This window comes from Micrococcus sp. KRD012, assembly GCF_017168555.1.
Classification (GTDB): domain Bacteria; phylum Actinomycetota; class Actinomycetes; order Actinomycetales; family Micrococcaceae; genus Micrococcus; species Micrococcus luteus.
Genome location: NZ_JABFBB010000007.1, coordinates 279,765 through 290,174, shown reverse-complemented (window position 1 = coordinate 290,174; position 10,410 = coordinate 279,765). Strand labels below are relative to the sequence as shown.

General features: G+C 75.5%; 9 protein-coding genes and 1 pseudogene. 3 read left to right on the top strand and 7 right to left on the bottom strand.

Translation table 11 applies throughout. From position 1 onward, the window contains the following. Nucleotides 1-293 precede the first annotated feature (293 nt). On the bottom strand, nt 294-1,244 hold the full coding sequence (pheA, locus tag J1M37_RS04680) for a prephenate dehydratase (RefSeq protein WP_036316234.1): 951 nt from the start codon (nt 1,242-1,244) through the stop codon (nt 294-296). Continuing rightward, nucleotides 1,241-1,567: a rhodanese-like domain-containing protein gene (locus J1M37_RS04675; protein WP_002858251.1), complete on the bottom strand. Its 327-nt coding sequence runs from the start codon at nt 1,565-1,567 to the stop codon at nt 1,241-1,243. The genes pheA and J1M37_RS04675 overlap by 4 nt, the downstream gene beginning before the upstream one ends. Nucleotides 1,568-1,650: 83 nt before the next feature. On the opposite strand from J1M37_RS04675, the gene J1M37_RS04670 reads away from it, so the two are divergent. Beyond that, a complete protein-coding gene (locus J1M37_RS04670; protein WP_036316237.1) occupies nt 1,651-3,162 on the top strand; it encodes an amidase in 1,512 nt (503 codons plus the stop codon). A 9-nt stretch (nt 3,163-3,171) separates the two neighbouring features. On the opposite strand, the gene J1M37_RS04665 is transcribed toward J1M37_RS04670, so the two are convergent. The 5 genes and pseudogenes from J1M37_RS04665 to J1M37_RS04645 all read right to left on the bottom strand — a co-directional run bounded on the left by J1M37_RS04665 (nt 3,172) and on the right by J1M37_RS04645 (nt 8,018). Beyond that, a complete protein-coding gene (locus tag J1M37_RS04665; protein ID WP_233490708.1) occupies nt 3,172-3,402 on the bottom strand; it encodes a DUF4190 domain-containing protein in 231 nt (76 codons plus the stop codon). Nucleotides 3,403-3,486: 84 nt separating this feature from the next. Continuing rightward, nucleotides 3,487-4,378, bottom strand: a pseudogene (locus J1M37_RS04660) (IS5 family transposase); the annotation flags it as partial. A gap of 46 nt (nt 4,379-4,424) precedes the next feature. After that, nucleotides 4,425-4,682 carry a hypothetical protein gene (locus J1M37_RS04655; protein WP_241250828.1) on the bottom strand — a complete coding sequence of 86 codons (258 nt, stop codon included), beginning with the start codon at nt 4,680-4,682 and terminating at the stop codon, nt 4,425-4,427. 97 nt (nt 4,683-4,779) lie between these two features. Beyond that, a complete protein-coding gene (locus tag J1M37_RS04650; RefSeq protein ID WP_049144909.1) occupies nt 4,780-6,903 on the bottom strand; it encodes a PIG-L family deacetylase in 2,124 nt (707 codons plus the stop codon). Beyond that, nucleotides 6,900-8,018 carry an acyl-CoA hydrolase gene (locus J1M37_RS04645; protein WP_206452194.1) on the bottom strand — a complete coding sequence of 373 codons (1,119 nt, stop codon included), beginning with the start codon at nt 8,016-8,018 and terminating at the stop codon, nt 6,900-6,902. Before J1M37_RS04645 ends, J1M37_RS04650 begins: the two co-directional genes overlap by 4 nt. 161 nt (nt 8,019-8,179) lie before the next feature. Between J1M37_RS04645 and J1M37_RS04640 the strand changes: the two genes are divergently transcribed. Both J1M37_RS04640 and pgm read left to right on the top strand, forming a co-directional pair. Continuing rightward, nucleotides 8,180-8,608: a Fur family transcriptional regulator gene (locus J1M37_RS04640; protein ID WP_129043297.1), complete on the top strand. Its 429-nt coding sequence runs from the start codon at nt 8,180-8,182 to the stop codon at nt 8,606-8,608. Between the two features lie 67 nt (nt 8,609-8,675). Further along, complete coding sequence (gene pgm, locus J1M37_RS04635) at nt 8,676-10,394, top strand: phosphoglucomutase (alpha-D-glucose-1,6-bisphosphate-dependent) (RefSeq protein ID WP_206452193.1); 1,719 nt, start codon at nt 8,676-8,678, stop codon at nt 10,392-10,394. Nucleotides 10,395-10,410: the final 16 nt, after the last annotated feature.

Genomic DNA, 10,410 nt, shown 5'->3' with positions numbered 1-10,410 from the left:
CCCCGCATCTGATCCCCCGTCCCCGCTTTCGTTCGGGAAACGGCGGCTTCCCCAGCACTTTCGTTCGGGAAACGGCGGCTTCCCCAGCGCTTTCGTTCGGGAAACGGGCGCCGGGGCGACGCGCGGACGGGAAGCACGACGACGGCCCGTCGTCGTGGTGATCGTCCCGTTTCGGCCACGAAAGGGGCCTAGGAACCTCCCGTTTCGTCAACGAAAGTCCCTCGGGGGCCGCCGTTTCCCGAACGAAAGTGGCCCGGGGGCCGCCGTTTCCCGAACGAAAGTGCTGCACCGCCTCAGCGGGAGCGGAGGGACTCCACCCAGGCGCGGCCGGAGCGATACGCGGCGTCGGTGAACTCGGCCGGCACCCTCGTGGGCACGGGCTCGGCCTGCGCGTACGAGCCCAGGAACCGCAGGTCGGGGTACTCCCGGTACAGGGCCGCGAGCGCATCACCCACGCGGGCCTCCGCCAGGTGCCCCTCGAGGTCGAGGGAGAAGAAGTACCGCCCGATGCCCTCGCCGGTCGGCCGGGACTCGATGCGGGAGAGGTTCACCCCGCGCGTGGTGAACTCGGCCAGGATCTGCCCGAGGGCGCCGGGCCGGTCCTCCGGCAGCGGCACCACCAGCGTGGTCTTGTCCGCTCCCGTGGGCGCGGGCAGGGCCGTCGGCCGGGAGAGCAGCACGAAGCGCGTCACGGCGCCCGGCACGTCCTCGATCCGCTCGGCGAGCACCGGCAACCCGGTCTGCTCGGCCACGAGCGGGGCGCACACGGCGGCGTCGAAGTCGCCCTGGGCCACGAGGCCGGCCCCGGCCGCCGTCGACGGGGCGGGCGTGAAATCCACACCCGGCAGCGCCGTCTCGGCCCAGCCGCGCACCTGCGCCCAGGCGTGGGGGTGCGTGGTCACGCGCCGCACGTCCTCCATCGCGACGCCGGGCCGGCCCACGAGCACGAAGCTGATGGGCACGTGCACCTCCGCGAGGATCTGCAGCGTCTCCCCGAGGGCGATCTCGTCCACGGTGGCGGAGACGCCGCCCTCCACCGAGTTCTCGATGGGGACGACGGCGCGGTCCACCTCCCCCCTGCGCAGCGCCGCCACGGCGCTCAGCACGGAGCCCGCAGACACGAACTCGGCCTCGGCCGGGTCCGCCACCTTGCGCAGGGCGGCCTCGGTGAAGGTGCCGGCCGGGCCGAGGAAGGCGTAGCGCAGGCGCGACGGCGTCGCGTCAGCGGAGCCCGTCCCCGTCACTTGACGGTGGGCTCGGCGTCGCCGTCGGCCTCCATCGGCTTGCCGGCCTCGAGCCACGCGCCGGAGCCGCCGGCCACGTTGATGGCCGAGTAGCCGCGGCCGGTCATGAACTCGGCGGCGCGGGCGGAGCGGCCGCCGGTGCGGCAGATCAGGTAGTAGTCCGTGTCCGGGTCCAGCTCCTCGAGCCGGTCCGGCAGCTGGCCCAGCGGGATGTGCTGGGCGCCGGCGGCGCGGCCCAGGGCCCACTCGTCGTCCTCGCGGACGTCCAGGATGGTTGCATCGGCGGGGATCTCGTTCACATCGACGGTCTCGAAGGCGCTCATGGCTTCAGCGTAGCCACCCGCCCGGACGTCCCAGGAAGGCCCCGCCGTCCATGACCCGGGCCACGCCCGTTAGGCTCGGCCGCATGCAGACCTCCGACGCCGCACCCGCCGCCGACGACGACGACCGCACCCCCTCTGCCCCCGGCCCAGCCCGGCTCCTGGACCGCTCGGCCGTGCGCCTGCGGGAGGACCTCGCCGCCGGGGAGCTGAGCGCCCGGGAGGTCACGGAGGCCGCCCTCGCCGCGGCCCAGGCCCACGCGGACCTCGGCGCGTTCGCCCTCCTCGACGCCGAGGGGGCCCGGACCCGTGCGGCCGAGCTGGACGCGGCCCACCCGCGCGTCGCGCCCCGGGCCGTGCCCGGTCCGCACACCTCCCCCGCCCCGGACGACGACGGCGCCCCCGCCTCCCTGCACGGCCTTCCGCTGGCGTACAAGGACCTGATCGACGTGCGCGGGATGCCCACGCGGTTCGGCTCCGCCCTGCTGGCCGACGCGCCGCCGGCCGCGCAGGACGACCCGCTCGCGCTCCGCCTGCGCGGGGCCGGCACCGTCACCCTCGGCAAGACGACCGTGCCCGAGTTCGGCCTGGACTCCTACTCGGAGAACCTCGTCACGGCGCCGGCCCGCAACCCCCTGGACCCCACCCGCACCGCGGGTGGCTCCTCGGGTGGGGCCGCGGCCGCCGTCGCCGCGGGGATCCTGCCGTTCGCCCCGGGCTCGGACGGGGGCGGGTCCATCCGCATCCCCGCCGCGGCGTGCGGGCTCGTGGGCCTCAAGCCCGGTCGCGGGGAGCTGCCGATGGACGAGCACGCGGACACGGTCCGCAACCTCACGGTGTCGGGCCCGCTGGCCCACACGGTCGAGGACGCCGCCCTGCTCTACGACGTGATGCTCACCCCCGAGGGCCTGCCCGGCCGGGTGCTGTCGGACCTGCGCCGCACCGTGGAGACCGCCCGGGCCGGGGACGCCGTCGACGTCCGCCGGATCGGCGTCACCACGGCCTCGCCGTTCGCCCCCGACCTGGAGATCTCCCTGGCCCGGCCCGCCGTCACCGCCCTGACGAAGGCCGCCGCCGCCCTGGACGCGGGCGGTCACGCGGTCGAGGACCTCTCCCCCTACTACGGCGAGGACTATCACCGGGACTTCCGCACGGTGTGGACCGCCGGGCTGCTCCGGGCGCCGCTGCCGGAGGACGCCGAGGCGCACGTGGGCGCGGTGGCCGCGCACTTCCTGCGCACGGCCCGGGCCGCAGGGCGCGCCGAGATCGACGACGCCGCCCACCGGCTCGAGGAGTGGTCACGCGGGGTGCGGGCGCAGTTCGCCGCCGTCGACGTGGTGATGACCCCGGTGCTGGCCACCGCGCCCCCGCCGGTCGGCCACTTCCTGGCGATGGAGCCCGAGGCCAACTACGAGGCGCAGTGCGCGTTCACGCCCTACACCTCGATGGTCAACGTGCTCGGCCTGCCCGCGGTCGCGGTGCCCGTGCTCCGGGACGAGCGGGGCCTGAACTGGTCCGTCCAGCTCATCGGCCGGCCCGGCACGTCTGCACCCCTGCTCGCCCTGGCCGCGCATCTCGAGCTGCTGCTGGCCGGCTGAGCCGGCCGGTCAGGTCGAGGTGTAGTCGCCCAGGGACATGCCGGCGATCACCAGGATCACGAGGAACACGACGGCGAGCAGCAGCAGGGCGAGGGACACGTAGTTCATCACGAGGCCGGCGATCGCCATGCCGCGGCCGTGGGGCTCGCGCTTGAGGCCGATGTGGCCGAGGATCACGCCCACGATCGGCGGGAGGAGGAACGTGAACCCGCCCACCACGGAGATGATGCCGAGGATCATGGATGCCACCGAGCGGCCGACGCCGTCGGTCTGGCCGGGCTGCAGTGGGGTCCCGTAGCCGTGGCCGGGCGTGCCCTGCCCGTAGGGCATGTCTGACAATCGTTTTGACCATGCGATCACAGCATTCAGGACCACAGCGGCCCTGTAGATGATCGCGTACTTGTCATACCGGGTCGCCAGGCCCCGCCACTGCTTCAGGTGCGCGTACTGGCGCTCGATGACGTTGCGGCCCTTGTAGGCGGCCGCGTCGAGGCTGACGGGGCGCCCGCCGCGGGCACCGCGCCGTCTGCGGTGGCCCTGCTGGTCGGCCGGTTCGGGGATGACCGCTTTGATCCCACGGGCGCGTAGGTGGGTGCGGATCGCCCGGGAGGAGTACGCCTTATCGCCCAGCACGGCCTCGGGGCGGGTCCGGGGCCGCCCTACTGGCCGGGTCACGCGCAGCTGCTCCAGAAGAGGAAGCAGCATCGGGGAGTCCCCTGCCTGGCCGGGGGTGATCAGGCTGACCAGCGGCAGCCCGGTCCCATCGACGAGCTGATGGATCTTCGTGCTCAGCCCGCCACGGGAGCGCCCGATGCCGTGATCGGCCGGCTCCTCACGCGGATTCTTGTAGTTCGATCCATCCCCCTGTGTGGCGGGTGATGTTCGTCGCGTGCTGGTGGGCGCGGGCGATCGTGGAGTCCACCGAGACCGACCAATCGATCAGGCCTTCGGCGTCAGCGGCGGCGGTCAGCGTGGCCAGCACCGTGTCCCATGTGCCTTTTTCGGCCAAGCGCCGATGCCAGGTCCACACGGTCTGCCAGGGCCCGTAGACCTCGGGCAGATCCCTCCAAGCGATTCCGCACCGGTACCGGTAGATGATCGCCTCCACCATGGTGCGGGCGTCGGCGAACGGCCTGCCGGCGCGGCCGGTCCGGGTCGGGAGCATCGGGGCGATCAACTCCCATTGGGCGTCGGAGAGCATCTGGAACCGGGACATGTCCCCAGGGTCTCAGCTGACTCGTGCATCTATTCTCAGACACGCCCTAGCCGTAGGCGGGGACGGTGTTCGCGTCCTGGCCGTAGCCGTACGGCTGCCCGTAGGCGGGGCGGGTCTGCCCCTCCTGCTCGGCGTACGAGGGGGCCCGGTCCCAGGCGGCGCGGTCGGCGTCGCCGGCCGGGGCGTCGGGCCAGCCGGCGGCGGAGGAGCCGGTGCCGGAGGAGCCCGCACCGGCCTCGGACCCGTACCAGCTCGGCCGGGCGGCCTCACGGCGCGGGTCGTGGGAGGCGTGGGGGTCGGTCATGACGGTCCTTCCGGTTCGGGGCGTCGCGGTCCGGTGCCGAGTCTAGGCGGTGCCCCCGGACCCGGCCCGGCCCCGCACCCCTGCTCCACGGCCGGCCTCACCCGGGCCGGCCCACCGCCTTGAGGTACCCGGAGAACCCGCCGGGGGTCCGCCCCTCCAGGCGGGACGAGGTGAGCACGCGGGTGGTGTCGGTGGCGATCACGCGCACCCGGCGGCCCTCACCACCGTCGCGCTCCCCCGCCAGGGCCCGCACGGCCTCGGCCAGGCCGACGTCCTCGTGCTCGGCCACCGGCGGGAATCCGCCCACGGCCTCGTAGAGCGACCACGGCAGCCCCAAGTTCGCCCCGTGCACGTGCGCGTGCCCCTCCTCGTGCCGGTAGCCGCGGAGCCAGGCCTGCCGCAGCGGTCCCTGGCGCACGTCCACCGTGCCCAGCACGAGCGCCTCGTCGCGGCCGGCGGCCACGGTCTGCGCCAGCAGCCAGTCGGCGGGGACGCGGCTGTCCGCGTCGGTGGAGGCGAGCCAGAGGCGCTCGGCGGGCACGTCGGGGAACAGCGCGCGGGCCCGGCGGGCGCCCTCGAGGCGGGCCCGCCCGACGCCGGCCTGCCCGGCGGTCGGCTCCCCCAGTTCGAGGACGTGGATGCGCGGGTCGGCGGCGCGGGCCTCGAGGGCGGCGGCCACCGTGGCGTCGTCGCAGCGGTCCGCGGCGACCACGACCGCGGCCGTGCCCTGCGCGTGGTGCTCCTCCCAGCGGTCCAGGGCGGCGGCGAGGGCCGCGAGCGCGGCCGGCAGCCGCTCCTGCTCGTCCTTGGCGGGCACCACGACGACGGCGTGGGTCGCGGCGGCGGCCCGCACGTGGAGGCTGAGCCGGAAGTCGTCCTCCACGAGCTCGGTGCGCAGCCGCCAGCGCGGGTCGGCGGCGACGCGCGCGTGCACGGCGTCCCCGTCCAGCGGCCAGCCCTCGATGGGGTGGCGCCAGTGGCACAGCAGCAGCTCGCCGCCGGGGGCGAGCGCGGCGTCGGCATCGTCGATCAGCGCGTCGAGCTCCTCGGGCTGCAGGAAGTAGCCGATCTCAGAGGCGATCACGAGGTCCGCGCCGGCGACGTCGGCCGGCCAGTCCGCGGGCAGCACGGCGCGGCGCACCTCGGCGTGCGGCGCGCCGGACAGCCGGGCGGCGGCGCGCTCGACGGCGGTGGGGGACGCCTCGAGGCCGACCACGCGGTCCGCGCGCGCGGCCACGTCCGCGGTGAGCACGCCGATGGACGCGCCCGCCTCCACCACGGTCCCGTAGCGGGGCCGGGGCAGGGCGGCGAGGGTGAGCGCCCGCTTGCGGGCCTCGTACGACGAGCTGAGGTAGCGCCACGGGTCCTCCTGGGCCCGGTAGAGCCGGTCGAAGACGGCGGCGGCCCGGTGGGCGTCGGCGTCGTCGGGGCCGGAGACGCGGTGGGCCTCGAACGGGCGCTCGTGGTGGGCGAGCACGGCGGGGCCGAGGATCGCCTCGTCACCGGGCGCGTCGGAGAGGGGCCGGACCTGGGAGGCGTGCGCGTCGAGGGCGGCACGGCGGGCGGCCCGGTCGTCGTCGGTGAGCGGCAGCCGTCGGTAGCGGCGGGCGGGCAGGTCGGCCGGGTCGGCCCAGTGCCAGAACCAGATGGGGAAGGCGTAGAGCGGCAGGTCGCACTCGCCCGCGACCGCGCCGACGGCGCGGCCCACGGCCTCGTGGTCCGCGTGGCCGTCGCCGGGGTCGTGGGAGGCGAGCACGGCGGGGCCGGGGTGGGCGTCGAGGGCCGCGGCGACGGCGTCGCGCACGGCGTCCTCGTGCTCGGCCACGCCGGAGTCGGGCAGGGCCAGGGACGCCCACGTCAGCCGGTCCCGCGCCGGAGAGCCGGGGCCTGCGGAGGCGGGCAGGCCGGCGGCGAGGGCGTCGAGGGCGTGCTCCATCTCGTCCCGGCGCAGCCGGACCAGGTCCTCGGGCGTGTGCGTGGGCGAGTGCGGGTGGGAGGCCTCGCCGGCGGTGGCGACCAGCACGTGCACGCGTGCCCCGCCGCGCAGGGCGGAGCGGATCAGGCCGGTGGCGGCGAGGGTCTCGTCGTCCGGGTGCGCCACGGCCACGAGCAGCAGCGTCTGCGCGTCCCAGACGGGCAGGCGCAGCTCCGGCAGCTCGCCGACGCCGCCCTCGGCCCAGGCCGCCTCGGACGTGCCGTCGTCGGTGTGGGAGAAGCTCACCACGTCCAGCCGCCGTCGGTCTCGCCGGTCAGGAGCGCGGCGCCCAGCCGGGCGTCGTCGCGGTGTCCGTGGTGCTGGCGCAGGTAGACCTGCAGGTCGGCGACGGCGCGGGCGTGCGCGGCGCTGCCGGTGAGCGGGCCGGGGCCGGTGGCCTGCCCGACGACGTCCATCACCTCGGTGCACAGCTGCGCCACGGTGCCGCGGATCCGGTCGGCCTCGACCATGCCGCGGCCGTGGTCCAGGCGGCCGGCGTCCACGTCGTCGGCGGCACGGGCCAGCAGGGCGGCCATCGCGTGGAGCAGCCGGTCGACGCGGCCCAGCGCGGCCTGACCGATCTGGTCCGGGCCCGGTCCGCGGCCCTCGGCCTCGGCGGCCACGCGGGCGGCGGTGGCGTTCCGCAGGGTGCGGGCGATGCCGACGGCGCCGCCGAACCACACCGCCGCCACGCCGATGCCGCCCCACGCGAAGCCGGGCCGGCGCAGGTACCACTCGGCGCCGCCGACGGCGCTGCCGGGGACGGCGTCGAAGGCCAGGCCCACCGTGCGGATCGGGGCGAGGCCGAGCGCGGGCCAGGCCGAGTCGGTCTCGGCGACGCCGGGGTGGGACAGGTCCACGAGCACGGCACGGCGGGTGCCGTCCGCCTCCCGGCCGGTCACGACGGCGGCCGCGCACCGGTCCGCGAGCGAGCACCAGGGCTTCTCGCCGTCGAGCAGCCAGGCGGTGTCGGCGCCGTCCGGGGCGGGGCGCAGGGCCGGGGTCCGACCGCCGGACTCGGAGGCGTACACACCGAGCAGCCCGGCCGGGGCGGGGACGCCGGCCTGGGACAGGATCGAGAGCGCGTCCAGATGGGGCTCGAGCACGCGGGCGGCCGAGAGGTCCTGCGCGGCGACGGAGGCGAGCAGCTCCCACTGCTCGCGGGTGCGCCCCGCGCCGGTCAGCGGCAGGTCGAGCGGGGCGGCGTCTTCGCCGGACGCGGCACCGGACGACGCACGGAGCAGCCCGACCATCGCGTCGACGTCGCCGCCGCAGGCCGCGGCGGCCGCGAGGAGGGCCTGCTCGGCCGGGCGGTCCACGGCTCCACCCGGGACGAGACGGACGGGCTCGGGCTGGGCCATGGGTGGGGACCTCCTCGTCGACGGCGCCCGGGCCGGTGCGCCCCGGGGTCGAGGATTCACCGTAGTCAGCACGGGCACGGCGGGGAATGGCCGGTGCGCCGGGGGCGAAGCAGCCCGCTCTTTCTTGACATGTTCCAGAGAACCGGATGGGATCGACTGGCATGGAGACCACGACGCGGGATGAGGACGAGCGCACGCTGCTGCGCGGCGTCGGCCTGCGCGTGACCCGGCCCCGCCTGGCGGTGCTGACCGCCCTCGCCGACCACCCCCACGCGGACGCGTCCACCGTGCTGACCGCCGTGCGTCGGGCCCTGCCCGGCACCTCGCACCAGGCCGTCTACGACTGCCTCCACGCGCTCACCGAGGCCGGGCTCGTGCGCTCCCTGCAGCCCGCCGGCTCTCCGGCCCGCTACGAGATCTGCACGGGCGACAACCACCACCACCTCGTGTGCCGCGGCTGCGGCACGGTCGTGGACGTGCCGTGCCGCACCGGCTCCGCCCCGTGCCTCGACGCCCCCGAGGACCACGGCTTCGCGGTCGACGAGGCCGAGGTCTACTACTGGGGGCTGTGCGCCGGCTGCCGGGAGTGACCGCCGCCGTCGTCCCGCTGGGCCGCGCGTCTTCCCCCGTCCGCCCGCCCGTGCCAAGGTGTGGCACATGACCGAGAACACCGCCGCCCTGCCCGCCGCCGAGCGTCCCGGCACCCCCGCCCTGCCGCAGGACCTCATCGACGTCGACGCCCTCGTGGAGGCGTACCGCACCGGTCACCCGGACGTGACGGACCCGGCGCAGAAGGTCGTGTTCGGCACCTCCGGCCACCGCGGCTCCGCGTTCACGACCTCGTTCAACGACGACCACATCGCCGCCATCACGCAGGCCGTGGTCGAGTACCGCGCGCACCACGGGATCACGGGGCCGGTCCTCGTCGGCAGGGACACGCACGCCCTGTCCGGGCCCGCGCAGGACACCGCCGTCGAGGTGCTGCTCGGCAACGACGTCGAGGTGCTCGTCGACTCCCGCGGCGGCTACACGCCCACCCCCGCCGTCTCCCACGCGATCCTGCACCTGAACGCCGGGCGCGAGCTGTCGCCGTCGGGCTTCGCGGTGGACGGGGACAACGCCGGCCTCGTGGACGGCCTCGTGATCACCCCCTCGCACAACCCGCCCGCGGACGGCGGCTTCAAGTACAACCCACCCCACGGCGGCCCCGCGGACACCGAGGCGACCACGTGGATCGCCGACCGCGCCAACGAGCTGCTCGCCGCCGGGCTGGCGGGCGTGCACCGGGTGGCGAGCGCCGACGTCGCCGGCCACGCGAAGCTGGGCGGCTTCGACTTCCTGGACCGGTACGTGTCCGATCTGCCGCAGGTGATCGACGTGGAGGCGATCCGCGAGGCGGGCGTGCGCATCGGCGCCGACCCCATGGGCGGGGCGTCCGTGGCGTACTGGGGCGAGATCGCCGACCGCCACGGGCTGGATCTGACCGTGGTGAACCCGGAGGTGGACCCGCGGTTCGGGTTCATGACCCTGGACTGGGACGGCAAGATCCGCATGGACTGCTCGTCGCCGAACGCGATGGCCTCGCTGATCGAGCGGATGACCCCGGACGCGGACGGGCAGGCGCCCTTCGACGTCGCCACCGGCAACGACGCCGACGCGGACCGGCACGGGATCGTCACCCCCGACGGCGGGCTGATGAACCCGAACCACTACCTCGCCGTGGCCATCGACTACCTGTACCGCCACCGCGAGCAGTGGCCCCAGAGCGCGGGCGTGGGCAAGACCCTGGTGAGCTCCTCGATGATCGACCGCGTGGCCGGGGACCTGGGCCGCGAGCTCGTGGAGGTGCCGGTGGGCTTCAAGTGGTTCGTGCCGGGCCTGCTGACGGGCACCGGTGTGTTCGGCGGCGAGGAGTCCGCGGGCGCGTCCTTCGTGCAGTTCGACGGCAGCCCGTGGTCCACGGACAAGGATGGGCTGCTGCTGTGCCTGCTGGCCGCGGAGATCATCGCCGTGACGGGCCAGTCCCCGTCCGAGCGGTACCGCGACCTCGTGGCCCTGCACGGCGACCCGGCGTACGCGCGCATCGACGCCCCCGCGACCGCCGAGCAGAAGGCGAAGCTGAAGACCCTCTCCCCCGACGACGTCCCCGTGACCGAGCTGGCCGGCGAGACCATCCTCGCGACGCTGACCAACGCCCCGGGCAACGACGCCCCGATCGGCGGGCTCAAGGTGGTCACGCAGCACGCGTGGTTCGCGGCGCGGCCCTCCGGCACCGAGGACGTCTACAAGATCTACGCGGAGTCCTTCCGCGGCCCCGAGCACCTGACGCAGGTGCAGGCGGAGGCGCAGCGGCTGGTGGACGCGGTCATCGGCTGACCCCCGCCCCATCTCC

What these genes read in the sequence shown, in the direction of transcription:
- pgm (WP_206452193.1), top strand. Translation starts at nt 8,676, where the DNA reads ATGACCGAGAACACCGCCGCCCTGCCCGCCGCCGAGCGTCCCGGCACC.
- J1M37_RS04645 (WP_206452194.1), bottom strand. Translation starts at nt 8,018, where the DNA reads ATGGCCCAGCCCGAGCCCGTCCGTCTCGTCCCGGGTGGAGCCGTGGAC.
- J1M37_RS04640 (WP_129043297.1), top strand. Translation starts at nt 8,180, where the DNA reads ATGGAGACCACGACGCGGGATGAGGACGAGCGCACGCTGCTGCGCGGC.
- J1M37_RS04655 (WP_241250828.1), bottom strand. Translation starts at nt 4,682, where the DNA reads ATGACCGACCCCCACGCCTCCCACGACCCGCGCCGTGAGGCCGCCCGG.
- J1M37_RS04665 (WP_233490708.1), bottom strand. Translation starts at nt 3,402, where the DNA reads ATGATCCTCGGCATCATCTCCGTGGTGGGCGGGTTCACGTTCCTCCTC.
- J1M37_RS04675 (WP_002858251.1), bottom strand. Translation starts at nt 1,567, where the DNA reads ATGAGCGCCTTCGAGACCGTCGATGTGAACGAGATCCCCGCCGATGCA.
- J1M37_RS04670 (WP_036316237.1), top strand. Translation starts at nt 1,651, where the DNA reads ATGCAGACCTCCGACGCCGCACCCGCCGCCGACGACGACGACCGCACC.